This is a genomic window from Polyangium spumosum (assembly GCF_009649845.1).
GTDB lineage: Bacteria > Myxococcota_A > Polyangia > Polyangiales > Polyangiaceae > Polyangium > Polyangium spumosum.
Window position 1 is genome coordinate 735,563 of the sequence record NZ_WJIE01000006.1, and the last position, 24,591, is coordinate 760,153.

A 24,591-nucleotide genomic window follows, 5' to 3' on the forward strand; every position below is an offset into this window, starting at 1 on the left:
GCGCTTCAGCCGAGGTTGACGTCGACCATCTGGAAACCGGCGACGCCCTCGCTCGTCTCGAGCGTGCGATGGATCCAGGGCGAGTCGCGGCGCGCCACGATGATGATCTGCACGGCCTGGCCGGGCTTCTGCTGGATGCCCGACGCCGAGAAGCCCATCTTCTCCGCGTCCTCGAGCCCCATCACGACGGCCTGGGTCTCGCGCTTGATCTCGTCCGAGAGCAGGGCCTCGACGTCCGCGCCCTTCACCATGTGCACCACGAAGGCAACGTGCATGTCGGTATGGTCGCCCTGATCGCGGCCCGTGCGCAAGGGGCAGCGAATCCGGATCAGCTCCGCTTCTTGTGCATCTGCGCATGCGCTCGCACCGCGCGCGCGATGACGCGGTTTTTGCGCATGATCTCGGCGCGTGAGCGGTTGTCGGAGAGCGCCTCGAGCCGCTCGCCCTCCTTTTGCAGCGCCTTGTAACTCGTGACCCGCTCGGCCGGGAGCGCGCCCTCGGCGACGGCCTTCTGCACGGCGCAACCAGGCTCTTTTTCGTGCCGGCAATCGCTGAACCGGCACGTGGCCGCGAGCGCCGCGACGTCGTCGAACGCCTCGTCGAGGCCCGCGCCCGTGTCCCAGAGGCCGATCTCGCGCATGCCCGGCGTGTCGATCACGACGCCGCCCGAAGGCAGCACCACGAGCTCGCGCCGCACCGTCGTGTGGCGGCCCTTGTCGTCCTCGTCGCGCACGGGTGAAGTCGCGAGGCGATCCTCGCCGAGCAGCCGATTGATGAGCGTGGACTTGCCGACGCCGGACGAGCCGAGCAACACGCCCGTGGCGTTGTCTTTCAGGTAGTCGCGCACGAGCTCGACACCCTCGCCCGTCATCGAGCTCGACGCGTGAATGGGCACGCCCCGCGCGACGGCCGAGGCTTCTTCGATCGCGGGGCCGGGATCCACGAGGTCGGCTTTGCTGAGGAGGATGACGGGATCGGCGCCGCTCTCGCGGGCGAGCGCGAGGTAACGCTCGAGCCGGCGCGGGCTGAAGTCGCGGTTGAGCGAGGCCACGAGGAAGACCCGATCGACGTTCGCCGCGACGACCTGCGGCTTCTTGTCGACGCCGGCCGCGCGACGCACGAAGGCGGTGCGGCGCGGCAAGATGGCCTGGATGACGGCGCGACCTTCGGCATCGGGCATCTCGTCGAGCACGACCCAGTCGCCGACGGCGGGCATGTCGAGCGGGCTCTTGGCCTCGTGCCGGAGGCGGCCCGTGATCACGGCCCAGCGCTCGATCGTCCCGTCGTGCACGCGATAGGCGCCCCGATGCTCGGTGATGACCCGGGCAGGCAAACGCGAGGGCGCGCCCTCGGTGAGCGCGAGCGCGGCGAAATGGCCGGCAAAAGAGGGGGTGAATCCGAGTCGAACGAGGTCGGGGTTCATGCGGGAGGCCTTCGCCTCCCGGGACCATAGCAGAGGAGAGGACGGCCTTCCGTCAGGCTTCTTTGCGTTCGCCGAGCAGCTCCAGCCGGGCGATCGTCGCGCACGTCTCGCTGATGGCGCGCATCAGGCGCAGGCGATTGTCGCGGACGGGGAGGTCGTCCGTCATCACGTACACGTCGAGGAAGTAGCGGTGAAGCAAGGGCGCGAAGCTCGCGACCTCGCGCAACGCGCCCGCGTAGTCGCCCGCCCGGCGCAGATCGACGAGCCGCGCGGCGAGCTCGAGGTAGCCGTCGTGCACGGCCTTCTCGCTCGCGTGATCCTCGACCCTCGGCGGCGTCGGCTCGCCGGCCGGCGCGCCGCTCGCGATGTTCGTGGCGCGCTTGAAGACCTCGCCGACCCGCGCACGTGTCTCCGCGTCGAGCCCCGCGAGCGCCGTCGCCCGCGCCCGCGCGTCGAGCGGACGATCGGAGGCGACCGGCAGCGCCGCTGCGACCGCGTCGCTCGGCAGCTTCGCCTCGAGCAGGCCGCGCAGGCGCTCGGTGAAGAAGTCGCCGAGCTTGTCGCCGAGCTCGCCCGGCCCGAGGTCGAGCGTGACGCCGCCGTAGCCGTCGTAGGCCGCGCGGAACGCGTCCGACAGGTTCAGGTCGAACCCACGATCGAGCACCGTGCGCAGCACGCCGAGGCACGCGCGCCGCAGGCCGTACGGATCGGCCGCGCCCGTCGGCGTCAGGCCGATGGCGAAGCAGCCGACGATGGTGTCGAGCCTGTCGGCGATCGACACGAGCGCGCCCGCGTCCGTCGGCGGCGTCGCGTCCTGCGCGCCCTTCGGCTGGTAGTGCTCGCGGATCACGTCGGCGACATCGGGGCTCGTGCCTTGCGCGAGCGCGTAGGCGCGTCCCATCTCGCCTTCGAGCTCGGGGAACTCGCCGACCATGAGCGAGACGAGGTCACACTTCGCGACGTGCGCGCCGCTCACCGCGGCCATGATCGTGGGCTCGGGGAGCTGGAGCAAGAGGCCGAGCTCGCGCGCGAGCCGCTCGATCCGCTCGGCCTTGCCGAGCACGGTGCCGAGGCGCTTCTGGAAGACGATGCCCGCGAGCTTCGTGCGCCGCTCGGCGAGGGGGACCTTGAGGTCCTCGCGGTAGAAGAAGCGCGCGTCCGAGAGGCGCGCGCGCATCACGCGGTCGTTGCCGCGGCGGATGTTCTCGGGCTTCTCGGCGGTGTTCACGACCGAGAGGTACTTCGGCAGGAGCTTACCGTCGGGCCCGCGCACGTTGAAGTAACGCTGGTGGCCCTTGGCGACGGCGACGATCACGCGCTCGGGCAGCTCCAGGAACTCCTCGCCGTAGCTGCCCACGATCACGTGGGGCTCCTCGACGAGCGTGAGGTTCTCCTCGATGAGGAAGTCGTCCTCGATGAGCGTGCCGCCCGCGGACCTCGCGGCCTCGAGCAGCCGCTCGCGCATGACCCGCGCGCGCTCCTCCGTGTCGACGAGCACGTGCGCGCCGCGCAGCGTGTTCACGTAGGCGCCGGGCGACGAGATGGTGAGCGCGCCCGGCGCGAGGAAGCGGTGTCCGTAGGTGGTGCGACCGCTCTTCACGCCCGCGACCTCGATGTCGAGCACGTCCTCGCCGAAGAGCGTGATGACCCAGTGGATGGGCCTGCCGAACGCGACGTCGCCGGCGCCCCAGCGCATCGACTTGCGGAACGGGATCGCCGTCGCGACCTGCGCGAGCGCGTCGGGCAGGAGCGCCTGTGCGGGCTTTCCGGCTTCGCGTCGCGTGCCGACGAGGTACTCGCCCTTCGGCGTCTCGACGCGCCGGAGATCGGCCACCGCGACGCCGATCTTCGAGGCGAACGCCTCGGCCGCCTTCGTGGGCACGCCGTCCTTGAACGCGGCCTTGACGGGCGGCCCGGTGACCTCCTCTTCGAGATCCGGCTGCCTCTCGGCGACGCCCTCGACGATCGCGGCGAGCCTGCGCGGGGTGCCGAGGGTGCGGATGGCGCCGTGCGAGAGGCGCAGGTCGGAGAGACGTTTCTTCAGGAGATCGGGGAGCGCGCGGAGCGCGGCATCGACGAACGAAGCGGGCAGCTCCTCGCAGCCGATCTCCAGCAGGAGGTCGCGGGTCTGGGACATGGGGCGCGCAAGGTAGCGCAAACGATGGGGGTGGGGGAGGGGGACGACGTGCAGGACATTTCCGCGCGCGCGTACGTCCGAGGCGAGAGGCTAGTCCCCGATCCGAACGAGTAGGCCCTCGGCGGTGACGTTGCACGTCCCCGTGATGGCGCCCGAGAGCGTGACCGAGATGTCGAGCTCCATGCGCATCGTCGTGTCGCTGAACGTGAGGGTGCCGCCTTCGATCGTGGAGCTCCGGGTCGTCCCGTTGCTCGTCTCGGCCGGACAGCTCGCTTGACGCACCTTCGCGACGTCCCCCTCCAGGTCGGCGAGGACCGTCGCGCCGCACGCCGCGTCCCAGCTCAAGGTGTCGGTCTCGGTCTCGTGGAGCACAGTGAACTCGACGTCGGCCTCGGTCTCGGGGACGGACGAACCATCATTACAGAAGCCGCTCTGCTTGATTTCCCCGGCGTACGTGCCGTCCCAATCGGGAGCGCAGGCGACGAGGGAGAGGGCCAGCATCGGGATTACGAATCGGTTCATTTCTCCTCCCCGCCCTTCTTCTTCCGCGGCTTCGCGAACCGGCTGAAATACGACTCCACGCGCGCCGGGTCGTTCGGGAATCTCTTCGTCAGCTCCGCGTGCAGCTTGATGCGCTCCTCGATCCAGCGGCGCTTGACCTCGGGGATCGTCTTTTCCTTCAGGAACGCGAGATCCTCCTCGACCTTCGTGCACGCGGCGTCCGCCATTTCGACGGCCTCGACGGCGCCGAGCAGCTTGGCGAAGTATTCGGCGTAGAGCGGCTCGAAGCCGGGCTTGTGCTGGTCCTCGTCGAGGGCCTTGACGATGTCGCGCACCCTCTTGGGCTCGACCTCGCGCGCGTTCGCCTCCGTCACGGCGCGCAGGCCGTTCAGGAAATAACGACGATATCGCGCGTCGTCGCGGTTCTTGCCGCAAAGGTCGAGCAGGCGCAGCTCGAAGGAGCGCACGAGCCGGTCGAGGATGCGGTCGCAGCCCGAGATGACGGCCTCGTGCTCCTGGACCGTCTCCTCCAGGTCCTCCTGCATACGATGCTTGGCCTTCAGCTCGACGTGCACCGCCGCGAACGCGCCCTCCATCCCCTGGGTCTCGGGGTCGGCGCGGACGGCGGAGCAGGTGAACGCGCCGCGTGGGCGAAACTGTTCGGTGGGGGTGTCCTCACGAGGATTGTCCATCACCGCAGGGTACGTCCGTCCGTTTTGTTTTGCAAGGGTGCATACGCTCCGCGCGACGAGGACGACACCGAGGGCGTTCGAACGTCTCCTCTGCATGCAGGGACGCGCGCTGACGGCGTTTGGTGCGGTCCACGTCGTGCAGGGAGGTGCACGAAGGGGCGTCGGTGCAGTCCGTGTCGTGCAGGGAGGTGCACGAAGGGGCGTCGGTGTTGATCCCCGCATGCAGGGAGGTGCACCGAGGGGCGCCGGTGTTGATCCCCGCATGCCGAGGGAGCGCCCGAGGGGCGTCGGCGCACGGCGCGGCGCGCGGGGGAGGGCGGGGAGGGGCGTCGGGAGCGCGCGTGGCTCCCACGAAAATGCCTCTCCCATGAAAACGAAAAATATAACACGACTGCGGCTCGCAAATTCGCGAACGCGGCTCGCAAAAATGGCCGGTGACAAGCTCGCGTGATCGATGCCATGCACGAGCTCCGAAAGGAGTCTCCTCATGCTTTGGGCTTCGCTTCGCCTCGCTCCGTCCTGCCTCGGGGCGCTCTTCCTGATCGCGCTCGGCGCGTCGGGCCTCGGATGCTCCTCCACGGACGCAGACCCCCCGTCCCCCGGTCCGACCAGCGGCACCGGCGGCACGGGCGGCACCGGCGGCACCGGCGGCTCCGGCGGCACGGGCGGCACCGGCGGCGTGGGTGGCTCCGGCGGCTCCGGTGGCGCGGGCGGCTCGGTCATCGACCCGGCTCTCGTCGTGCAATACGATTTCCCCGCCGGCGACACCCTCGCGCCCGAGAATGGCTGGAGCTTCGCCTCGACGGATTGGCCGCTCGCCCCGCTCCCCGACGGCAGCGGCGTGGGCCTGCCCTTCACGTACGGCGCCGACCTCGCCGGGGAGGACTCCACCCGCGAGATGCGCTTCACCATGCCCGCGGCCGACGAGTTCTGGTTGCGCCTGCGCTGGCACGTGCCGGCGAATTACCACCACCGCCAGGACCTGAGGCTCGACATCCTCGACGCCGCGTCGCTCGGCTGGCAGATCGGGGATGTCGTGCGTGGCGTCGACGGCACCTCCGAGGGCACGATCTCGCGCGTCACGGGTGATAACGTGTTCCTGCGCGACGCCGCCAAGTCCTATCACGACTCGGTCTGGATCGGCGCCGTGACCAACGTCACCCGCTCGAACTCGCTCACGAGCACCGACCGCGCCCGCGAGCCCGCCAATAACAAGCTCCTGGCGATATGGACCGACGATTACTCCGCCCACGGCGTCGGCCCCACGATCGTCTGGCAGACCGACCTCCTCGACGACAACAACGAGGCGTCCGTGCTCACGGTCGGGTATTCGACCGGAAATTACACCGTCACGGGGTCCGTCGTCAACGGCGGGGTCCTGATCGCGTCCGCGGACCGCGGCAAGTACATGGACATCGTCTTCCACGGCAAGTTCGCCACCGCCGCCGGCGCCAAGGACGGCGTCATTCGCTCGTGGGTGCGCAAGCAAGGGGAAAGCGATTACACGCAATTCCACGACATCACGGACGCCGACATGAACAAGCCCGAGAGCCTGCCCGCGCCCGAGCAACTCTGGCAACGTGGTTACCTGATGGGCTGGTCGAACTCCGGGTTCGACGGGGAGACGACGTTCCACCTCTCGAAGATCGAGTATTACGACGCCCGCCCCGCCGCGCTCGGCGCGCCCTGAGCGACGTGTTATCGTGCGCCTCGTGCGCGCACGTCTCCTCGCCCTCCTCGCCCTGCTGACCGCGGCCTGCCGCCCGCCCGCCGCCTGCCCCTCGCTGCTGCCGGAGAACCCCGAGACCATCGCCGTCCCGGAGCCCATCCCCGGCGAAGTGCACGAGGTCCTCGATTTCCCGGACGATCCCTCCCTCTGGGCGCCCGCCCCGGAGGACCCGGAGCGTGATCGATATCGCGCGGGTCTACGCGCCAAGGTCGGCAGCGAGGCGGGGCTCTCGCAACGCGCCTTGCTCGAACGCGCGCGCGAGGTGATGACCGGGAAGCCCGGGTGGCGCGAGCTCGAGAACGTCGACGTGATCCTCGAAGGCAAAGCGGGCGCGGTCAAGCCCATCTCTTGCCTCGAATGGCGCCTCTTCCAGCGCCAGGCGCGGAGGTATCCGATGATCGAGCACCCCACCGAATTCGGCGCCTACATCCTCCGCGGCCAGGGTCGCGTGCGCGTGTATTTCTCGGGGGCCGATCGCGTCGGCGGCAAGCTGCGCGGCGAGGTCAAGGCGCGCGTCGTCGCCGATATCGGCCGCGGGTTCGCCCCCGTCGCGCACCTGCACAACCACCCCTTTCTGTTCGACCGCGAGCCCGGCGATCGCATGTGGACCACCGAGGACACCGTGAACAACCACGAGGGCGGCGTCGCCCCGAGCCTCACCGACGTGCAGGCTTATCGCGGGATGCGGGAGGAGTTCGGGTTGCAGGGAGCCTGGGTCACGAACGGGCTCGATACGGCCCATTTCGAGGCGGCGGATTTCGACGTGCTCTCCGCGAGGGACTGATCCGTCACCCGAGCACGTCCGCCATCGAATACCGCCCCGCGGGCTTGCCGAACAGATACTTCGCCGCGCGCAAGGCCCCGCGGGCGAAGAGGTCCCGGTTCGTCGCCCGGTGCGTCAATTCGAGCCGCTCGCCCGGCCCGAGCAGATGCACCGTGTGATCGCCGATCACGTCGCCGCCCCGCACCGCGAAGACGCCGATCTCGTCCTCCACGCGTGGGCCCACGTTGCCCTCGCGCCCCGTCACGGTCCGCAATCCTCTTCGAGCGTCGCGCGCGGCGTCCGCGAGCCGCGTCGCCGTGCCGCTCGGCGAATCGACCTTCGCCTTGTGGTGCGTCTCGACGATCTCCACGTCGAACCCGGGGCCGAGGCGGCGCACGGCCTCCGCCACGATCTCGGCGAGCACCTGCACGCCGAGGCTCGTGTTCGGGGCCCAGAGGACGGGGATCGTCGCCGCGACCTCGTCGAGCTTCTTCTCGGTCTCCGCGTCGAGCCGCGTCGTGCCACTCACGACCGCGATCTTCTGCCGCCGCGCGGTCGTGAGCACACGCGAGAGCGCCTCGGGGCGGGAGAAGTCGATCACCACGTCCGCGCCGAGCAGCCCCGCCGCGACGTCGTCGCCGATCACCACGCCGAGGTTGCCCGCGCCGGCCACCTCGCCCACGTCGCGACCGAGGTGCTTCGATTGGGGCGACGCGATGGCCCCGACGATCGTGAGGCCCTCCTGCGCCGCGAGCCGCACGATGCTCTGCCCCATGCGCCCCGTGGCGCCCGCGATCGCGAGCTTCACGACGTGGCCTTGGGGAAGTTCGTGTCGAGCGCTGCGAGGACGTCCGCCACCTTGCGCCGCGTCGCCTCGCTCGCCGGGAGCAAGGGCTGCCGCACGGCCGGCGTCATGCGGCCCATCGCCGCGAGCGCCGCCTTCGCAGGCGCCGGGTTCGGCTCGAGGAACATGGCGTTGTGCAGGTCGACGAGCGCGAAGTGACACGCCCGCGCCCGCACGAAGTCGTTCATGAGGAGAGCGCGGGTCACTTCGCTGACCTCACGCGGGCGCACGTTCGAGCTGACGCTGATGACCCCGCTCGCGCCCACGGCGCCAAACGCCAGCGTGAGCGCGTCGTCCCCCGAGAGCACGGTGAGCCTCTCGCCGAGCTTGCGCTTGAGCTCCTGGCAACGAAGCACGTTGCCCGTCGCGTCCTTCAGCGCGACCACGTTCGGCGCCTTGTCGCAGATCTGCGCCGTCGTGTCCGCCGAGAGGTCGACGACGCAGCGGCCCGGGATGTTGTAGAGCACGACGGGGCAAGAGACCACGCGCGCCACCGCGAGGACATGCTCGCGCATGCCGTCCTGCGAGGGCTTGTTGTAGTACGGCATCACGACCATCACGGCGTCGGCGCCCGCGGCGAGCGCGGCCTGGGACGCGGCGATCGTCTTCTTCGTGGAGAACGATCCCGTCCCGGCGAGCACGGGCACGCGGCCCTTCGCGACCTCGACGACGCGCTTGATCACGAGGACCTGCTCCTCGTCCGAGAGCGTGGGCGACTCGCCCGTGGTCCCGCAAGGCACGAGGCCCGAGACGCCGCCTTCGATCTGCGCCTCGACGAGCGCGTCGAGCGCGGCGAGATCGACGGCGTCGCCATCGGCGGTGAAGGGCGTGACGAGCGCGGTGAAGGTGCCTGTGAAGGTGACGGGTTTCATCGGCGCGCGAGCCTGGATAACTTCGCGAGGCACGTCAAGTTTCCGCGGTCCCGGCTGCGCCTGCACGTCCGGAGTGCGCGCCTCGACCTTGCCAAGGAGGGAGCGTGGACGCACGTTCCAGCCATGCAGTCGTTGATGGACAAAGCTCTGATGGGATACGTCGAGCTCCAGGTGGGCTCGCTGAAGGTCGAGATCCCGATCCGCGCGGCTGGGGAGGCTTCTCCGGCAGAGCCGGCCGCGAAGTTCGAGATGGAGGGCGACGCCTGCGCGATCGTCGTGCGAGGTGACGCGACGTCGAAGCAGGTCGAGCGCGCGATGCAGCGTGCGGCGCGGGAGGCCGTGCGCCAGCTATCGCGGAAGCTGCTCAACTAGCTCCTCGAATACCATGCTAGGCTCGCGCACCGGATGAGCTAGCTGCCCGGCCTCCGGCGGACGGGCGCGGGAGAGCATGGTTTTGGGTACCTGTCGAACCAGAATCGGAGCGTGGGCCGCCGCGACGGCGCTGGGGGTCGCGACGCTCACGGGGCAGCCGAGCGAGGCCGCCGCCGAGGGGCCGGTGGTCGGCACGAGCAAGGGGATCGTGGGCGGCGCGTTGCTCGGCGGCGAGCTCGTGGCGCTCGGGATGGGCGCGTTCGGCGTGAGCAAGGGCTGGACGTACCTCGTGTTCCCGCCGCTCGCGGCCGTGGGCGGCGGGATCGGCGGTTACTTCATCGAGCAGTCCGCCCCGCCGGCCGAGGTGCCGCTGTACATGCTGGCCGGCGGCATGGCGCTCGTGATCCCGACGATCATCGTCACGCTGAACGCGACGATCTACAAAGCGCCGGAGAACTACCCGAACGAGCCGGTGCAGAACCAGCCCGCAGGAGAGCCGGCGTTACCACGCGTCAGCAAGAGACCGATTCACGTGCCGATGTCGCTCGTGGATGTGCACGAGGGCCGGTTCGCGATGGGTGTGCCCGCCCTGGAGATCCGCCCGATGTACACGCCGGAGGAGATGGCGAAGTTCGGGGTCGCGCAGGGGCGCGAGGTGAAGATCCCGGTGTTTCAAGCGAGCTTCTGAGGACGGAGGGCGCCCGGGACGGGGCGATACGGCGCGTTTGCGTGGTCGCTCCCGGGCGGGGACACTGAGCCTTCGGGGGGCGCGCGGCGCGGGCCCGAAACCACCATGTCCCGCATCTATCCGGTCGAAGCTTACTCGTACGCGTCGCGCTTCGTCCTCCGCGAGGTCGAGACGTGGATGCCGCCCAATCAGGGCGTCCGTGCGTCGAAGACGCAGCTCGTCGTGTCGCTCGACGGCGACAGGCTCGCCTACCTCTTCGACTTCGGCGCGATCGTGTTCGTGAACGTCCCCGACGCGGAGCGCGAGCGCATCGTCGAGACGTTCAACAAGAAGCTGCAGCAGGAGCCACACCCGCCGCTGCGCGAGAGCTTCCTCCTCGAGGTGCGCCCAGGCTCGGCCAACGAGGTGCGCTTCGAACGTGTCGTGGTGCCCGAGGTCGACTCGACGACGCTCGACGTGATCGCCACCGTGCTCGCGCAGTCGGTGGCGATCGACTACTACGACGAGGACGTGCAGGCGATCCTGGACCGCGTGGGCGCGGTGGCCGGCGAGGTGGCGCGGCAGGGGAGGCCGCTCGGCAGGACGCGCGATTTCGTGAAGTTCGTGGGCGCGGCGATGGCCTCGCAGGTCGAGATCATCTCGGCGATCTCGCTCCTCGACAAACCCGACCTCACCTGGGAGAACGAGGCCGCCGACCGGCTGCACGACAAGATGCGGAACAACTTCGAGATCCAGGAGCGGCACAAGGCGCTGGAGATCAAGCTGTCGACGATCCGCGAGACGCTGCAGACGTTGATCGAGTTCAGCCAGACGCGCCGGATGGTCTTCCTCGAGGCGGCGATCGTGGCGCTGATCGTGTTCGAGATCTTGCTGAGTTTTCTGAAGCTCTGAGCAATCAGAAGCGGAGGCGGAGCGAGACGAGCGTGCCGATCACGCAGGCGGCGAGCGAGAAGAGGGCCGCGACTCCGTAGGCGAAGCGTGAGGTCTTGCGCAGGGAGCGCGAGGCTTCGCCGTCGTCCTCGGCGCCGGCCGCGAGGAGCGCGAGGAGGGCGAGGACCACAAAGACGAGCGCGCCGAAGGAGAGGTGCAGCTTGCGCTCGAAGAGCCAGCCGAGCGCGCGAGACGCGAGGAAGAGGCGCTGGCGAAGGTGCGCGCGGTAAGGGAGCTCGAGGAGCAAGCCCGTCGCGAAGGAGGCAGCGACGAGGGACGTCGTGAGCCCCGAGGCGAGGCGAAGCGCGCGCGAGAGGCGCGTGTGCTCGCGGGTCCGCACGAGCGAGGTGGAGAGGGCGAGGAGGGCGAGCGCCGCGATCCAGGCGAGGACGCCGTGGAGGAGCGCGACCGGGCGGAGGAGGTCGGGCGTCACGGGACGAGCGCTCCCTGGAGGGCGAGCGCGAGCGCAGCAGCAAGCGCGGCGCGGCCGAGCCAGCGCGAAGCGGCGTCGATCGATCGGGTCGCGAGCGCGTGGCCGCCGAAGATCGCCGCCCCACCCGCGTACGCCGCGATGAGCGCGCGCCAGACGAAGCGGCTGCGATCCGACCAGATGACGATCGCCGGGTTGGCCTCGGGGAACCAGACGGCCTCGACGAGCCGGAGAGCGACGTACACGAGCGCCGCACCCGCGAAGCCAAACGCGAGCGCCACGAGGAGCCGCCTACGCGCGCTCGGCACGCGTCTGCTCCTCTGCGTCGCGGTGAGCGCGCACGCGCGGGCACTCGGGATCCGGGCCGAGCGCGCCCCCGAGGTGCGACGCGACGACGCGGCATCCGCCCCGACAGATCGAGCGGATCACGCAGGAGGCGCAGGGCTCGGCGTCGTGCGGCGCGCGCCAGGCTTCGAGCGTCGTATCGGTCGCCCACGCCGCGCCCGCGCCGCCCCGCCACGCGCCCTCGGCCCGCGCCTCCGCGGCAGGCGCGAAGCTACAAGGCGCGAGGTCGCCGTCGATCCGCACGGCGGCGAGGTACCGGCCCGCCTCGCAGCCGAGCACGCCAAAACGCGCGAGCGCCGCGGCGTCGCGCACGTGGCCCGAGAGGAGCGGCACGAGCGAGCAGTCGACGCGGATCGCGAGGCTCGTCGCGCCGGAGAGCGCCTCGAGCGTGGGAAAAAGCGCGTCGACCTGCGCGGGCGAGAGGCGCGTCGCGAGGTAGGAGAGGTCCGCCGCGCGCCCGGCCGGTTTGTAGCGGAGGAGCTGGAGCTCGCGCGCGCCGAGGGAGGCGGCCCGCTGCGCCGTGTCGGCGAGACGATGAAACGTCGTTCGCGTGAGGACCACGTTGACCCCGAACGCGACGCCCGCCTCCGCGAGCAGGCGCATCGCCCGCTCCGCGACCCGCGCGCCTTCCCAGCCGCGCACCTCGCCGTACGCCGCGCCCTCGCCGTCGTAGCTGACGTTCACCTGCGCGAAGCTCCGAAGCTCCCGCGCGCGCTCGTCCGTCATGCCGATGCCACTCGTCGTCAGCACCGGGACGAGCCCGAGGTCCCTCGCCGCGCGGCCGAGCTCGCCGAGGTCGGGCCTCACGAGTGGCTCGCCGCCGCCGAAGGCCACCGTGAACACGCCCGCCGCCGCGAGGGCCACGAGCCGCGCCGTGATCACCTCGAACGGCGGGCTCTCGCCGTCGGGCCGCGCGTCGAGGTAGCAGCCCTTGCACCCGGCCCCGCAACGCGAGGTGACCGCCACGTGCGCCTCGAGTGGCCTCGCCCGGCGCGTCGCGTCGGCCTCGCGCCAGAGCGCGCCGCCCGAGAGCCCGAGCCGCTCGGCCGCGCCGCGGCCGATCGCCACGAGCGTGCCGTCGTCGAGCCGCACCCAGGCGCCAAAAGGCTCAACGCGCGCTCGCATCACCGCCCCCGTCGCGCTCGCCGTCACGCTCGCGCGTCGCGCCCTCGTCCTTCGAGCGCTCGCCCCCGAACGCCGCGGCGACGCCCGCCATCACGACGCCCGCCGCGACCGCCGAGAGGAACAGGAGATCGAGCGCGCTGCCCACCGAGGAGCAGTTCGCCCCCGGGCCCCGGCGCACGGCGAGGATCTCGTCCGCGGCGACGGGCCCCGGGCCGATCTCCACGGCGCCTTCGGGATCTCGGTGCGCGTCGGCTTGGTCGTCCTTCACAGGCCAAAACTCTCCAGGTAGCCCGCGTTCGCGCCCTCGAGCGACAAAAACGCCACGGCGAGCACGCCGATCATGCAGAGCGCCGCGCGGCCGATCCGCGCCGCCGCGCGCCCGTCCCGCGAGCCGAGCCGCCACGCCCGCGCCACGATGTCCACGCCGAGCACGCCGAACCCGAGCCACAAGAACGGCCGCACGTCGCCGTCGCCGTGGTGCCGGACCAGGATCGCCGCCGCGCCCCCGAGGTAAAGCGCGAAGGCCACGGACGACGGGCGGACCACGGCGCGCACGATCGCCTCGGGATCCCGGCCCGGCCTGCGGAAGAGGCGCGCGATCGAGAAGGCGCCGATGAGCCCGAGCAGCCCGAGCACGCCCGCCGCGGCCCGCGCGAGCTTTTCGCGACGCACGAGCCGCCCGATCTCGGCGTGCAGGCTCGGCACGAGGTCGGGGAAACGCGAGACCACGTGGTGCGCCGCCGCGAGATCACCCCGCTCGCGTTCGAGCGCCACGAGCTCGTTCAGCGCGAGCGCGCGCGTGAGCTTGTCGGCCGAGGGATCCGCGATCGCCTCGCCGAGGGCGGACGCGGCTCGGTCGGGCGCGCCGAAGCGATGCCAGAACGCCTCCGCCACGATGAGCCACGCCTCGGCGCGCACGCGGCCCGGCGGGAAGGTCGCGGCGTCACGCGCGAGCGCCTCGATCGTGGCGCGGTCCGGGCTCGGGGTCCGGCGGACCGCTTCGAGGCGCGCGAGGGGCGCGAAGTCTCCCTCGGCGTGGGCGCGCAGGTCCGCGGCGCGGGCGCGCGCCACCTTGGCGAAGGGCGCGGAGGGATCGATCGACAGGACCGCCTCGTAGCCAGCGAGCGCCTCGCCGAACCGGAGCTCGGCGGCCGCTCGCTCGGCTCGCTCGAAGCTGGTCTTGGCCCTCGCGCGTGGTTCGGGGGCGGCCGGCTCGGCGCGCGCCGAGGCGGCGAGCCCGAGCAGGAGCACGAACACGCCCGCGCGCAAGGTGAACACGGCGGCAGCCTAGCGCCTTTCGTGCTGCTGGAAAAACGCATCGGCCTCCGGGAGCACGAGGCGCCCGGAGGCCGAGGAGCCGATCAGGTCGGGTTTTTCCGGCGAATCAGGGCATGCCGCCCATGCCGCCCATGCCGCCGCCCGCGCCGCCGGCACCACCGGCGCCGCCGGTGCCCATCATGCCGCCCGTGCCGCCAGCGCCGCCAGCGCCGCCCATGCCACCGGCGCCACCCATGCCGCCGGCGCCACCCATGCCACCGGCGCCGCCCATGCCGCCCATGCCACCGGCGCCGCCAGCGCCGCCCATGCCGCCCATGCCACCGGCGCCGCCCATGCCGCCCGCGCCGCCCTGGCCGCTGCTACCGACCTGGCCGAGGCAGAGGCCCGCGCCGCCGGGGAGGTTGACCGACGTGTCGCACTTCGCGCCGTCGCCGCCGCAGTCCTCGTCGGTGCAGCAGTAACGACCGCACTTGCCGCCGTTGCAGTTCATGCCGTTCTGGCAGAACGGCCCGTTGTCGGCGTCGCACTCACCGCAGAGGGGGACCGTGTTCGGCGCCGGCCAGCACTGGTAGCCCTGGCCGTTGAAGTCACACGCCTCGCCGGCGGCCGTGTTGCAGGGCTCGTTCGTGATCGGGTTGCACTTGAGCGTCGCGTCGATCGTGATGCACGACCCGCCCGAGGCCGGCTTCTCCGGCGGGTTGCACGTCCAGTCCGGCGGGGGCGGGAAGCACTCGGCCTTGCACGCCGTGTCCAGGCACATGAACAGATTGTTGTAGTACTGCGGGTCCATCTCCTCGCAGGAGGCGTTGTCGCCCGTGAGGCAGTCGTAGCAGCCGAAGGCGCACTCGCTGTTGGCGCACTCGGCGAGCTGCTCGCAGCAGTTCGCCTCGACGCACTTGCCGCAGTCGTTCTGGCTGAGCAGGCCAGTGCAGGTCGGGTCGAACGTCGGGTCGCACGTGCCGCCCGAGGACGAGCTCTGCGCCACGGAGCTCGACGAGCTCGACACCGAAGAGCCCGCGCCGCCCGTGCCTCCGTTGCCGCCGGTGTTCCCCCCGGGGGTGGTGTCGACGGTACAGGCCCACATCGACAGGGCGCCGAAGCCCGCCATCACGAGGAATGCAATCGATCGCATCGGAAAAGCTCCTACTACACCGACAACGGACGTCGCCGGGTCACGAGAGACCTGGGGTTGGCCACGAGTGCGGGCCCGGGCAAACGCGTGGTCGGCAGACGACCCGAGCGTACGCCCCTCTGCGGCTATAACCGAAATCGTCGTGGGAGCGAAGCGATGAGAACGGCGCCTAGGGTTTGGATTCGCCCACGTCCGTGTCCGCGCTGGCCTCGACGGCGCAGCCGGCGCACTCGAGGCCCTGGATTTCCACGGAGATCTTCTGCGCCACGCCGAGCCCGTAGGGGCAGTGACGGCACTTCGAGTGGCAGCAGTAGCCGCGCTTCAGGTGGTAGACGGACGTGAAGACGACCTTGTGGCCTTCTTTGTAGAAGTCCACGCCTTCCAGAAGCTGGCCGAACTTGGGGAGAGCCTTCGACAAAGCCACCGCCTCATGCGCGACGTCGCTCGTTCGATCAAAGCACGAACGATGACATCACGGTAGCTCCGTCGAAGGCCCGCGCCGGGGCGGAGGCGTCAGCGATTGACGCGCTCGAGGTACTTGCCGTCGGTGGTGTCGACCTTGACCCACTCGCCTTCCTTGACGAAGAGCGGGACGTTGATCACCGCGCCGGTCGAGAGCGTGGCGGGCTTGGTGGCGCCGCTCGCGGTGTCGCCCTTCACGCCCGGCTCGCAGGTCGTGATCTGCAGGACGACGCTCGCGGGCAGGTCGACGCCGATGGGCTGCTCGTTGAAGAGCGTGACGTCGACGTTCATGCCGTCGGAGAGCCACTTGGCGTCGTCGCCGACCTTGTCACCCGGGACGGTGATCTGCTCGCCCGTGTTCTGGTCCATGAACACGAAGTCGGAGCCCTCCGGGTAGATGTACTGGAACGTGCGCGTCTCGACGTTCGCCGGCTCGAGCTTCTCGCCCGACTTGAACGTCCGCTCGAGGACGTTGCCGTTCGCCATGTTCTTCAGCTTCACCCGGGTGAAGGCCTGACCTTTGCCAGGCTTGACGAACTGGAACTCGATGACGGAGAAGGGGTCCTTGCTCCCATCGAGCATCATCTTGAGGCCTTTACGGATGTCGCTCGTGTCCATGCGGGGCGCTTCCTGGTAGCTTCCTTGACTCGGGCGCCCCCCTTAGCACAGCCAAGGGGGTGGCGCACAAGGGGCGAGGCGACTACCCCACCCTGCCGAGCCGAGATCATGGATCAATTCGACGACGAGTTGCGGGAGATCAAGCGTGAGATCGTCGAGTCCCGCGGGCTCATCATCAAGACGAACAACCTCACGAACGCCCTGGCGGCCGACCTCAAGACGATCTCCAAGCGCCAGCTCGGCTTCGAGCGCCGCGCTTTCTGGAACAGCGCGAGCGCCAACCTGCTCTTCGTCCTGGTCGTGATCGGCGTGGTCAAGCTGGCCTGGGACGCCCGCATCGACTCCGTGCAAGCCGACACGAAGCAGGCGAAGGAGAAGATCGGCAAGCTCGAGGCGGACCTGAAGGAGATGCAGCGGAGGGCCGACGACCGCACACGAGCGGAGTCGGCGGCAGCGGCGTTTTACGAGCTCGTCCGCGCGGGCAGGCGGCAGGAGATCATCGAGGGCTTCGAGGCGCTTCGCAAAGAGCCGCTCTCGCGCGCCGAGATCGCCTTCTTCACGGACGCGGTGGACACGGCGCGCGCCGAGCTAGGCATCAAGAGCTACCAGCTCGGCCTCGATCACCTGCGCACGGGGCGCTGGCACGAGGCGGCCGTCGCGTTCGAGGAGGCGATCCGGCTGAAGGAGAACGCCGCGCACTCGCCCTCGGCGCGCCTCCACCTCGCCCGCGCCTACCGCAAGCTGAACCGACAGCGCGACGCGATCCCGATGCTGATGCAGCTCTCCGAGGCCTCGCCGGACAAGGAGATCACCGACGACGCGATGTTCCTGCTCTGCGAGTGCCTCGTCGACATCCAGGCCTGGAACGACGCGAAGACCACGCTGCGCGCCTTCATCCGCCGCTTCCCCGACAGCCCGTTCCTGAACGACGCGCGCATGGAGCTCGCGGACATCTCGCTCAAGCACTGAGCGCGCGATCGCTCGCGACCACGTCGGCCGCGCGGATCAGAGCCCCTGGAAGAGCTCCATCGGCCGGAACACGCGCGCCCGCCAGGCCGCCTCGTTGTGCGGCGCGCCGGGCTCCCACCAGTGGTACACGTCCGTGAGCAGCGTGTAGCCGACCGACACCAGCGCCTCCCGCATCTGCGCATTCTCGCAGGCGTTGTCGCCGAGCCCCACGTCGTCCCGGATCCCGTCGCCGTCCGCGTCAGAGCATTTCGACTCGTTCTCGACCTGCCCGAGCGCCGGGTCCCCGCCGCCCGAATCGAGGTAGAGCACCACCTCGCGATGGCCGCGCGCCTCGTATCGCTCGATCATCGTCTCGTTCTGCGAGGCGTCGCCGATCTTGCCCCATCCCATCGTGCCCGAGAGGCTCGCCGCGTAATCGTATTCGCCGGGGAATCGATCGGCGATGTGGAACGAGATGAGCCCGCCGAGCGACGAGCCCATCGTCCCCACCTTCGCCGGCTCGCCATAACGATCCCGCACGAGCTTTCGCACCGCGCCATTCACGAACTCCGCATACGCGTCGCCTTTGCCGCCCCAGGGCTCGGCCGTGCCGTCGCCGTCGAGGTCGATGACGTCGGGCACGTGCGTGTACTCGTCCATTCGACCGATGCCCGTGTTGTCGATGCCCACGAGCATCATCCCGGCGGGCGCGCTGTCCTGCAGCCTCCAGCCGCCCCACGCCGACGCGGGGTCGAAGAGGTTCTGCCCGTCGTGCACGTAGAGCACGTGCGTCGCCGCGCCCTCGGGCACCCAAACGTTCACCGCGCGCTCCGGCATCTGCGCGTCGCCGATCCGGAAGAATCGATCGAGGTGCGCCGCCGTCGGCGCGACGAGGCTCATCTCCCCGTTGTCGTCGTACGTGTACGAGCGCGCCCATGGGTCGGCCTCCCAGAGCGTCGTGTTCGTGAACTTGTACCGGCTCCCCGCGGACAAACCCTCGACGTGGAGCCAGCGAAACCCCGCGTCGTCGAGCTTCATGGGGCTGCCCACCCAGCCGTCGTGATCCCCCGCGACGAGGTCCAGGCTCGTGTTCGTCGAGACGAACAGGTGGCCGCCCTCGATCACGAGGGGCCATCCCTCACTCGCGGCGTACTTGTCCATCGTGCCTTCGAGGTCCGCGCGGAGCTCGGCGAGCACGCCGTCGAGGCTCGTCGCGCTCGAACCGCCTTGCCCCGCGCCGCCTTGCCCGGCGCCGCCCGATCCCCCGAGACCTCCGCCGCCTTGCCCGGCGCCTCCCGTGCCCCCGCCGCTGCCTCCGTCGCCGCAGCCGACGACCACCGCCGAGAGCAGGGCGAGCGCGGCGAAGAGGAGCCCCGATGAGCGCACACGAAGAGCCGAGGAACGAGGGTTCGTCATGACGTACCGCCTCTCGAAGAAACGATCGAAGGGCCGGAGTGTGGGCGTGTGGCCCCGCGAAGGCAACGGGCGGCGCCGTCAACGTCGCTTCTGTTTGCGCCCCTCGTGCTCCGCCTCCGCGGCCTCCTCCTCGGCGCGTCGCTCGTCCTCGTCCGCGTCGCTCGCTCCGTCCACGTCGACGCGCACCCGCTTCGGCGCGGCCTCGTCGCCCACCTCGTGCACCTCGATCCGCGGCCCCGAGATCCCTGGATCCTCGGAGCGATTGCGGATCGTGACCTTCGCGCGCTCGATCGACGCGTGCGCCATCTTGCCCGCGTCCTTCACCATGGTGGCCGCCTCGCGGAGCGCCTTGCCGAAGACGATCGAGAGCATCGTCAACAGGATGGGCAAGGCCACGCGGATCGCCAGGAGGACCACGATCTGCGCCGCCGTGAGGCCGACGAGGAGGAGGACCGCGATGGGGCCGGGGATCGTGTCCGCGCCCGCGTGCTCCTCGTACTCGCGGGCCCAGCGCTCCTGTCGCTTCTCCCAGCGCTCGGCCCTGCGCTCCGCTCTTCGTCCGGCCTTCTCGGCCTTCTCGGCCTTCTTCTGGGCCTTCCCTGCGCGTTTGTCCGCCTTCGGCTCCGGCGCCTCGCCGAGTTTGTCGAGGAGCGGCGCGAGGCGGCTCGCGCGTTTGTCCGGGTCGGGCTCGAGCATGGCCGCGAGCGCCGCCACGAGCGCGGGGCGCGCCGAACGACCGAGCGCGGCTTGCACGTCGATGGCCAGGCCTTTGTGCGGCAAATCCTCGGGTTGCCTGCCCGTGAGCATCGTGAGGGCCGTCGCGCCGATCGCGTACACGTCGGACGCGGGCATCGCGCGGCCCTGGAACTGCTCGGGCGCCATGAACCCGAACGTGCCGACGACGGTGCTGCCGCCCTCGGGCTTCATCTTGTCGCGCACGGCGCCGAAATCGATGAGGACAAACGATCCGTCGGGCCTCCGGAGCACGTTGCTCGGCTTGATGTCGCGGTGCACGACGGGCGGGGCGCGGCGGTGCAGGTAGTCGAGGATCGACGAGGCGTCGCGGAGCAAGCGGATCACCTCGCCCTCGCCGAGCGTCGCGCCGCGCTTCTGCATGGCCGCGAGGCTCTCGCCCTCGATTTTCTGGGTGACGAGGAAGAGCTCGCCGCCCTCCTCGAAGTGCTCGACGTAGCGGGGCAGGCCCGGGTGCGACAGGCTCGCGAGGACCTTGGCCTCGCGCTCGGCGAGCTCCACCTCTTTCCAGCTCTTCGCGCCGCGCACGCGGAATCGCTTGATGGCGACGGGCTGGCCCTCCTTCTTGTCGACCGCCTCGAACGTCGCCCCTTGCCCGCCCTCGCCGAGCAAGCGCACGACCGCGTAACGACCTCGTCGCAGGTTCTCCGGTGCGTCGCTCATGCCTCAGCGGCGCGGACAATAGCGCAAAATTCGGCTCGTGGCGAAGCTGGATTCCGTGCTTTCCTATACCATCTTTCCGACTCGTGATAGAAGGGGCCATGCGAGTACGGAAAACGAATTGGCTTGGGATGATCGTGGGTGGATTGTCGCTCGGGCTCGCGCTCGTGGGCGCGTGTTCGGCGGGGGGCGGGAGCGGCGGCGGCGCCACCAACGGCACGGGCGCGTCGGGGCAGGGCGGCGCGGGCGCGTCGGGGGGCAATGGTCCCGGCGCGGGCGGCATGGGCGGCGACATCTTCCCGACGACGAGCTCGAGCGGCGGCGCGGGCGGCGGGCTCGCGGACGCGGACACGTGCGCGAGCGTCTCGTCCGAGGCGACGGCGGGCAAGCAGCCGGCCGATATCATCATCGCGGTCGACACCTCGGGCAGCATGAACGAGGAGATCGCGGAGGTGCAGGCGAACCTCAACAAGTTCGCGCAGATCATCACGGCGAGTGGCATCGACGTGCACGTCGTGATGATCGCGGACGCGACGATGTGTATCCCCGCGCCGCTCGGCAGCGGGAGCTGCAATGGCATGGACGAGAAGCTGCCGAGCTACCGGCACGTCGTGCAGACCGTCAATAGCTCGGACGCGCTGCAGCAGATCTTGACCACGTATCCCCAGTACAAGGACGTCCTGCGCCCGAACGCCGTGAAGACCGTCGCCGTCGTCTCCGACGACGACTCGGACCTCGGCGCGACGGCGTTCACGAACCAGCTCCTCGCGCTCGACCCGACGTTCGCGGGCTACAAGTTCGACGCCATCGTCTCGTTCGAATCCCCCGAGGCGTGTATCTTCACGTGCGCCTTCAACTGCGCCGCGTGCCAGAACACGTGCTGCGACAAGAGCTCGTTCGCGTGCGAGCCGATCTCCGCGGCGGAGGGCAAGGTCTACAAGCAGCTCGTGCAGCAGACCGGCGGCGTCCTCGGCAACCTCTGCGTCCAGAACTTCGATCCGGTCTTCAACGACATGGCGACCGCCGTCGTCTCCGAGGCGAAGATCTCCTGCGATTACCCGATGCCCACGCCGCCCGACGGCTCGACGATCGACCCGAAGAAGGTCAACGTCGTGTACACGAACAGCAATGGCACGAAGACCACGATCTACAACGTGCCCGCGGGCCAGGCCGATTGCGGGAACACGGGCGGGTGGTACTACGACGTGCCCGTCGCGCCGACGAAGATCACGATGTGCGAGAACACCTGCGCCGCCTTGCAGGGCGACGCGGGCGGGAAGGTGGAGGTGCTCTTCGGCTGCGAGACGCAGATCAAAGAGCCGGAGTGATCCGAGGTTGTCACGTCAAACGTCCGGCGCCCACGCGTGGCGCCGGACCCACGTCCCGAACAGCGTCGCCTGCACGACCGCCGCGGTCGTGATCACGAGCCCCACGAAATACGGCCCGAAGAACGGGACGAACCCCACGGTGTAGGCCGCGACCAGGATCGCCAGCATCCCGGCCGCGGTCGACGCGAGGAAGAGCCCGAGGAGCTTGACGTAGGCCCGCGGGGAATGGGCGACGATCTCGTACCACGCGACCGGCCAGAGGCCATTCACCGCGTGCCCCGTCATCGAAATCGCGAGGATCACCGCGGGCGTCACCGCGACGCCCACGAGGACGAGGGCCAGCGTGAGCCACACGTTCCCCGGCAGCAGGATCTCCGAGGCGATCGCCGGCCAGAAGCCGCCGAGCACGCAGACGAGGCCACGCAGGAACGAGAGGAAGAGATCCCAGCGCGAGGTGAAGCTCGCCGAGAATGGCAGCCCCGGCGCGTCGCGGGCCACGTGCTCGACGATCTGGAAATACACCGTGGAGAGTGTGCCCAGGTAAATCACGTTGAAGAGCGTGGTGATGGAGGCCGCCGGGATGGCCGTGAGCCAGTAAGGCACCGAGATCGCCGCGAGGAGGAGCATTCCCTCCTCGTCGAACGGGCGCCGCAAGGCGAGGACGAAATCCTCGCGCTCGGGGCGCTCGGGCTCGGGAAGAGGCCGCGAGAGGGCGCCGCAGAGCGGGCACATCGTCACGGGCCTCGGGTTCTGCTCGGTGACGAGGAGCCGGAGGCAAGGCGTGCAATGGAGCGCGCCGCATTGCGTGCACGCGTGCGTCGCGCTCGTCCCGGGGTGTGCCGTGCAGGGGCCTGCCATCGAGGGAGGAGCGTTACCCGAGTCGAGCAAAAAAGACAATGGCGCGCCGTCAGGAGCCACGCGCGAAACGCAATCGCTCCCCGGGCCGCCGCCGCGCGAGCGCGCCCCACGAGGAGCGCCGCACGACGGCGAGGACCGGATACCCGCCCGTCGTCGGATGATCCGGCCCGAGCACGATGGGCGTGCCGTCCGTCGTGACCTGCACCGCGCCCCGCAGCATCGGCACGGGGAGGGCGAGATCCGGCCCGCTTCGTGGGATCTTCGCGCCCTCGAGCCTCTGGCCCACCCGATCGCCGAGCCGCGAGACGACGAACGTGGACGAGAGGAGCACGTCGAGCGCGTCCGCGGGGAAACGGCCGCGGTGCGGGCCCTCGTCGATCACGATCGTCGCGATTTCGTCGTCGGAATGCGCCGGGCCACGCCGCGAAGGCCCGCCGCCCGCCGCGCTCGGATCCCCGATGGGCAGGACGTCCCGCTTTCGCAAGGCGCGCCCGCCCGCGCCGCCGAGCCGCGCGACGAGCAACGTCGCCCGCGCCCCGAGCATCACCGGCACGTCGATCCCGCCCCGCGCCGCGAGATATCGCACGGCGCGCGGGCCTTCCTCGACGCGGAACGATTCTCCGTCCGCGAGGTGAACGGGCGCGCTGCCGTCCACCGAAATCCAGGCGTCGCCGCGGGCCCGGACCGAGATCGCGCCGAGCGGCACCTCGATCGCCGCCGCGCCGGGCGGATTGCCCACGGCCTCGTTCGCCGCCGCGTGCCCCCCCGGATCGAGCGGCCCCGAGGGCGGCAGCCCCCGCGAGAGCTGGCCCGCGCGCCCCCCGTCCTGCACCGTCGCGCACGCGGGCGCGGCCTCGACGACGAGCGCACAGTCGTATTGTTCATTTTGGACAATCGTTTGTCGCGCCGCCCCCGCCTCCACCTCGCCGGCCGCGACCGGCTCGAAGCGCACCCGATCTCCCGGCGAGAGCAAGATGGGCGGATGGCGCCCTGGGTCGAAGAGCGAGGCCGCATTCGCGCGGCCGAGCAGGTTCCAGCCCCCGGGCGAATCGAAGGGATAGATGCCGGTGAACGTCCCCGCGATCCCCACGCTGCCCGCCGGCACCCGCGGGCGCGGCGAGCCCCGGCGCGGCAGGACGAGCCGCCTATCGATGGGGCCACAATAACCGAACCCCGGCAAGAACCCGACGAGCTCCACCGTGACCTCGCGCTCGGCGTGCATGCGCACCACCGCCTCGGTCGAGACGCCGAGGACACCCGCGACCGCCTCGAGATCCGGCCCATCGTAGGCGACAGGAATCACGTGGGTTCGTCCGGGCACATGGAATCCCGTCGCGCCCGCGGCCGCGCTCGTGAGGGCCGCGGCGGCCTCGGTCGAGCGAGCGACGTTCGTCACGACAACCACGCCGCCGCCAACGACGACGTCGCTACCCGGAAAAACCTGCCGGAGGGCCGAGGCCGCCGCGTGGGTGCGGGCGGCCCGATCCGGCGCGTTTTCCACGCCGAGGTCGACGTAAAACGCCGATTCCCCGTACGGCAGGATGAGGACGGACGAGCTCACGATCGCCCCCGCGCCTCGAGTTGCCCCGCCGAGACGAGCGCCTCGCGCACGGCCCGCGCGATCGAGAGCGCGCCGGGCGTATCGCCGTGCACGCAGAGCGTCTCGAACCTGCCCGCGCCGGAGAGCCTGAGCGCCTGCGCCCGCGCCTCCGCCGGATCCGTGATCAATGCGCCGCTTTGCGTGCGGGGCACGAGCTCGCCGTCCGGCCCGTACGCCCGATCCGCGAAGCCCTCGCGCAGATACGCGCGCCCCTCGGCCGCCGCGCGCCGGGCGAGCGCGCCCTCGGGCGGGCCCACGAGGGCCACCTTCGCGCCGAGCCCGGCGGCGATTCCTTCGAGCAACGCGGCCGCGATCGCCGGATCCCTCGAAGCGTCATGATAAAGCGCGCCGTGCGGCTTCACGGCCTCGATCGAGATCCCCGCCCGCCGCGCCACCCGGGCGAGCGCCTCGACCTGCGCGCGCACCGAGGCCGAGAGCTCGGCGCTCGTCATCGAGATGCTCGTCCGGCCAAACCCCGCGCGGTCCGGGTACGAGGGGTGCGCGGCGAGGCGAGCGCCCGCCTCTCGCGCGAGCTCGCAAGCCCGCTCCATCGTCGCCTCGTCGCCCGCGTGCCCGCCGCACGCGACGTTCACCATCGTCGCGATCGAATAAAGCTCCTCGGGCTCGCCCGGTAGCTCGCCGAGGTCCACGTTCAGCGATACGGCCATGACGCCCTCACCCTGCCAT

The 24,591-nt window shown here is 70.5% G+C and carries 27 protein-coding genes; 7 read left to right on the plus strand and 20 right to left on the minus strand.

What is annotated here, in order from left to right:
- Nucleotides 1-5: 5 nt before the first annotated feature.
- From GF068_RS23905 to GF068_RS23925, 5 genes are all read right to left on the minus strand, one after another.
- Nucleotides 6-275, minus strand: coding sequence for a hypothetical protein (locus GF068_RS23905; protein WP_153821729.1), 270 nt, complete (start codon nt 273-275; stop codon nt 6-8).
- A gap of 53 nt (nt 276-328) precedes the next feature.
- A complete protein-coding gene (rsgA, locus tag GF068_RS23910) occupies nt 329-1,423 on the minus strand; it encodes a ribosome small subunit-dependent GTPase A (protein ID WP_153821730.1) in 1,095 nt (364 codons plus the stop codon).
- A 52-nt stretch (nt 1,424-1,475) separates the two neighbouring features.
- A complete protein-coding gene (gene glyS / locus GF068_RS23915) occupies nt 1,476-3,560 on the minus strand; it encodes a glycine--tRNA ligase subunit beta (RefSeq protein WP_153821731.1) in 2,085 nt (694 codons plus the stop codon).
- A 90-nt stretch (nt 3,561-3,650) separates the two neighbouring features.
- Nucleotides 3,651-4,082: a hypothetical protein gene (locus tag GF068_RS23920; RefSeq protein ID WP_153821732.1), complete on the minus strand. Its 432-nt coding sequence runs from the start codon at nt 4,080-4,082 to the stop codon at nt 3,651-3,653.
- Nucleotides 4,079-4,753: a hypothetical protein gene (locus tag GF068_RS23925; protein WP_153821733.1), complete on the minus strand. Its 675-nt coding sequence runs from the start codon at nt 4,751-4,753 to the stop codon at nt 4,079-4,081. Before GF068_RS23925 ends, GF068_RS23920 begins: the two co-directional genes overlap by 4 nt.
- Nucleotides 4,754-5,240: 487 nt before the next feature.
- Here GF068_RS23925 and GF068_RS44325 point away from each other — a divergent pair, with 487 nt between their 5' ends.
- Both GF068_RS44325 and GF068_RS23935 read left to right on the plus strand, forming a co-directional pair.
- Complete coding sequence (locus GF068_RS44325) at nt 5,241-6,443, plus strand: hypothetical protein (protein ID WP_206079526.1); 1,203 nt, start codon at nt 5,241-5,243, stop codon at nt 6,441-6,443.
- Nucleotides 6,444-6,465: 22 nt separating this feature from the next.
- Complete coding sequence (locus GF068_RS23935) at nt 6,466-7,266, plus strand: hypothetical protein (RefSeq protein ID WP_153821734.1); 801 nt, start codon at nt 6,466-6,468, stop codon at nt 7,264-7,266.
- Nucleotides 7,267-7,270: 4 nt separating this feature from the next.
- On the opposite strand, the gene dapB is transcribed toward GF068_RS23935, so the two are convergent.
- Both dapB and dapA read right to left on the minus strand, forming a co-directional pair.
- Nucleotides 7,271-8,053 carry a 4-hydroxy-tetrahydrodipicolinate reductase gene (gene dapB / locus GF068_RS23940; protein WP_338046544.1) on the minus strand — a complete coding sequence of 261 codons (783 nt, stop codon included), beginning with the start codon at nt 8,051-8,053 and terminating at the stop codon, nt 7,271-7,273.
- Complete coding sequence (dapA, locus tag GF068_RS23945; RefSeq protein ID WP_153821735.1) at nt 8,050-8,961, minus strand: 4-hydroxy-tetrahydrodipicolinate synthase; 912 nt, start codon at nt 8,959-8,961, stop codon at nt 8,050-8,052. Before dapA ends, dapB begins: the two co-directional genes overlap by 4 nt.
- Nucleotides 8,962-9,096: 135 nt before the next feature.
- On the opposite strand from dapA, the gene GF068_RS23950 reads away from it, so the two are divergent.
- The 3 genes from GF068_RS23950 to GF068_RS23960 all read left to right on the plus strand — a co-directional run bounded on the left by GF068_RS23950 (nt 9,097) and on the right by GF068_RS23960 (nt 10,912).
- Complete coding sequence (locus GF068_RS23950; RefSeq protein ID WP_240807237.1) at nt 9,097-9,333, plus strand: hypothetical protein; 237 nt, start codon at nt 9,097-9,099, stop codon at nt 9,331-9,333.
- 76 nt (nt 9,334-9,409) lie between these two features.
- A complete protein-coding gene (locus GF068_RS23955) occupies nt 9,410-10,021 on the plus strand; it encodes a hypothetical protein (protein WP_420814126.1) in 612 nt (203 codons plus the stop codon).
- A gap of 105 nt (nt 10,022-10,126) precedes the next feature.
- On the plus strand, nt 10,127-10,912 hold the full coding sequence (locus GF068_RS23960; protein ID WP_153821738.1) for an RMD1 family protein: 786 nt from the start codon (nt 10,127-10,129) through the stop codon (nt 10,910-10,912).
- 4 nt (nt 10,913-10,916) lie between these two features.
- Here GF068_RS23960 and GF068_RS23965 read toward each other — a convergent pair whose 3' ends face one another.
- The 8 genes from GF068_RS23965 to efp form a co-directional block, all read right to left on the minus strand.
- Complete coding sequence (locus GF068_RS23965) at nt 10,917-11,384, minus strand: hypothetical protein (protein WP_153821739.1); 468 nt, start codon at nt 11,382-11,384, stop codon at nt 10,917-10,919.
- Nucleotides 11,381-11,689: a hypothetical protein gene (locus tag GF068_RS23970; RefSeq protein ID WP_153821740.1), complete on the minus strand. Its 309-nt coding sequence runs from the start codon at nt 11,687-11,689 to the stop codon at nt 11,381-11,383. Before GF068_RS23970 ends, GF068_RS23965 begins: the two co-directional genes overlap by 4 nt.
- On the minus strand, nt 11,673-12,851 hold the full coding sequence (locus GF068_RS23975) for a radical SAM/SPASM domain-containing protein (protein WP_153821741.1): 1,179 nt from the start codon (nt 12,849-12,851) through the stop codon (nt 11,673-11,675). Before GF068_RS23975 ends, GF068_RS23970 begins: the two co-directional genes overlap by 17 nt.
- On the minus strand, nt 12,835-13,119 hold the full coding sequence (locus tag GF068_RS23980) for a hypothetical protein (RefSeq protein WP_153821742.1): 285 nt from the start codon (nt 13,117-13,119) through the stop codon (nt 12,835-12,837). Before GF068_RS23980 ends, GF068_RS23975 begins: the two co-directional genes overlap by 17 nt.
- Nucleotides 13,116-14,129 carry a hypothetical protein gene (locus GF068_RS23985; RefSeq protein WP_153821743.1) on the minus strand — a complete coding sequence of 338 codons (1,014 nt, stop codon included), beginning with the start codon at nt 14,127-14,129 and terminating at the stop codon, nt 13,116-13,118. The genes GF068_RS23980 and GF068_RS23985 overlap by 4 nt, the downstream gene beginning before the upstream one ends.
- Nucleotides 14,130-14,235: 106 nt before the next feature.
- Nucleotides 14,236-15,261 carry a hypothetical protein gene (locus GF068_RS43680; RefSeq protein WP_170319595.1) on the minus strand — a complete coding sequence of 342 codons (1,026 nt, stop codon included), beginning with the start codon at nt 15,259-15,261 and terminating at the stop codon, nt 14,236-14,238.
- A gap of 169 nt (nt 15,262-15,430) precedes the next feature.
- A complete protein-coding gene (locus GF068_RS23995) occupies nt 15,431-15,679 on the minus strand; it encodes a DUF5522 domain-containing protein (RefSeq protein WP_153821744.1) in 249 nt (82 codons plus the stop codon).
- A gap of 95 nt (nt 15,680-15,774) precedes the next feature.
- The gene (gene efp, locus GF068_RS24000; RefSeq protein WP_153821745.1) at nt 15,775-16,341 is read right to left on the minus strand and encodes an elongation factor P; all 567 of its coding nucleotides are present in this window, start codon (nt 16,339-16,341) and stop codon (nt 15,775-15,777) included.
- 108 nt (nt 16,342-16,449) lie between these two features.
- Between efp and GF068_RS24005 the strand changes: the two genes are divergently transcribed.
- The gene (locus GF068_RS24005) at nt 16,450-17,310 is read left to right on the plus strand and encodes a tetratricopeptide repeat protein (RefSeq protein ID WP_153821746.1); all 861 of its coding nucleotides are present in this window, start codon (nt 16,450-16,452) and stop codon (nt 17,308-17,310) included.
- A 36-nt stretch (nt 17,311-17,346) separates the two neighbouring features.
- On the opposite strand, the gene GF068_RS24010 is transcribed toward GF068_RS24005, so the two are convergent.
- Nucleotides 17,347-18,705, minus strand: coding sequence for an alpha/beta hydrolase (locus tag GF068_RS24010; protein ID WP_153821747.1), 1,359 nt, complete (start codon nt 18,703-18,705; stop codon nt 17,347-17,349).
- Between the two features lie 78 nt (nt 18,706-18,783).
- Nucleotides 18,784-20,121 carry a serine/threonine protein kinase gene (locus GF068_RS24015; RefSeq protein ID WP_153821748.1) on the minus strand — a complete coding sequence of 446 codons (1,338 nt, stop codon included), beginning with the start codon at nt 20,119-20,121 and terminating at the stop codon, nt 18,784-18,786.
- A 98-nt stretch (nt 20,122-20,219) separates the two neighbouring features.
- Between GF068_RS24015 and GF068_RS44330 the strand changes: the two genes are divergently transcribed.
- Complete coding sequence (locus tag GF068_RS44330) at nt 20,220-21,446, plus strand: vWA domain-containing protein (RefSeq protein ID WP_153821749.1); 1,227 nt, start codon at nt 20,220-20,222, stop codon at nt 21,444-21,446.
- 15 nt (nt 21,447-21,461) lie between these two features.
- Here the strand turns inward: GF068_RS44330 and GF068_RS24025 are convergent, their stop codons facing one another.
- Genes GF068_RS24025 through GF068_RS24035 form a run of 3 tightly spaced genes read right to left on the minus strand, consistent with a single transcriptional unit; the run spans nt 21,462 to nt 24,572 of the window.
- Complete coding sequence (locus GF068_RS24025; protein WP_153821750.1) at nt 21,462-22,304, minus strand: hypothetical protein; 843 nt, start codon at nt 22,302-22,304, stop codon at nt 21,462-21,464.
- Nucleotides 22,305-22,353: 49 nt separating this feature from the next.
- On the minus strand, nt 22,354-23,865 hold the full coding sequence (pxpB, locus tag GF068_RS24030; protein ID WP_153821751.1) for a 5-oxoprolinase subunit PxpB: 1,512 nt from the start codon (nt 23,863-23,865) through the stop codon (nt 22,354-22,356).
- A complete protein-coding gene (locus tag GF068_RS24035; RefSeq protein WP_153821752.1) occupies nt 23,862-24,572 on the minus strand; it encodes a 5-oxoprolinase subunit PxpA in 711 nt (236 codons plus the stop codon). The genes pxpB and GF068_RS24035 overlap by 4 nt, the downstream gene beginning before the upstream one ends.
- Nucleotides 24,573-24,591: the final 19 nt, after the last annotated feature.

Coding starts and splice junctions, on each gene's coding strand:
- GF068_RS23905 (WP_153821729.1), bottom strand. CDS start 275: ATGCACGTTGCCTTCGTGGTGCACATGGTGAAGGGCGCGGACGTCGAG.
- rsgA (WP_153821730.1), bottom strand. CDS start 1,423: ATGAACCCCGACCTCGTTCGACTCGGATTCACCCCCTCTTTTGCCGGC.
- glyS (WP_153821731.1), bottom strand. CDS start 3,560: ATGTCCCAGACCCGCGACCTCCTGCTGGAGATCGGCTGCGAGGAGCTG.
- GF068_RS23920 (WP_153821732.1), bottom strand. CDS start 4,082: ATGAACCGATTCGTAATCCCGATGCTGGCCCTCTCCCTCGTCGCCTGC.
- GF068_RS23925 (WP_153821733.1), bottom strand. CDS start 4,753: ATGGACAATCCTCGTGAGGACACCCCCACCGAACAGTTTCGCCCACGC.
- GF068_RS44325 (WP_206079526.1), top strand. CDS start 5,241: ATGCTTTGGGCTTCGCTTCGCCTCGCTCCGTCCTGCCTCGGGGCGCTC.
- dapA (WP_153821735.1), bottom strand. CDS start 8,961: ATGAAACCCGTCACCTTCACAGGCACCTTCACCGCGCTCGTCACGCCC.
- GF068_RS23950 (WP_240807237.1), top strand. CDS start 9,097: ATGGACAAAGCTCTGATGGGATACGTCGAGCTCCAGGTGGGCTCGCTG.
- GF068_RS23955 (WP_420814126.1), top strand. CDS start 9,410: ATGGTTTTGGGTACCTGTCGAACCAGAATCGGAGCGTGGGCCGCCGCG.
- GF068_RS23960 (WP_153821738.1), top strand. CDS start 10,127: ATGTCCCGCATCTATCCGGTCGAAGCTTACTCGTACGCGTCGCGCTTC.
- GF068_RS23975 (WP_153821741.1), bottom strand. CDS start 12,851: ATGCGAGCGCGCGTTGAGCCTTTTGGCGCCTGGGTGCGGCTCGACGAC.
- GF068_RS43680 (WP_170319595.1), bottom strand. CDS start 15,261: ATGCGATCGATTGCATTCCTCGTGATGGCGGGCTTCGGCGCCCTGTCG.
- efp (WP_153821745.1), bottom strand. CDS start 16,341: ATGGACACGAGCGACATCCGTAAAGGCCTCAAGATGATGCTCGATGGG.
- GF068_RS24005 (WP_153821746.1), top strand. CDS start 16,450: ATGGATCAATTCGACGACGAGTTGCGGGAGATCAAGCGTGAGATCGTC.
- GF068_RS24010 (WP_153821747.1), bottom strand. CDS start 18,705: ATGACGAACCCTCGTTCCTCGGCTCTTCGTGTGCGCTCATCGGGGCTC.
- GF068_RS24015 (WP_153821748.1), bottom strand. CDS start 20,121: ATGAGCGACGCACCGGAGAACCTGCGACGAGGTCGTTACGCGGTCGTG.
- GF068_RS44330 (WP_153821749.1), top strand. CDS start 20,220: ATGCGAGTACGGAAAACGAATTGGCTTGGGATGATCGTGGGTGGATTG.
- GF068_RS24025 (WP_153821750.1), bottom strand. CDS start 22,304: ATGGCAGGCCCCTGCACGGCACACCCCGGGACGAGCGCGACGCACGCG.
- GF068_RS24035 (WP_153821752.1), bottom strand. CDS start 24,572: ATGGCCGTATCGCTGAACGTGGACCTCGGCGAGCTACCGGGCGAGCCC.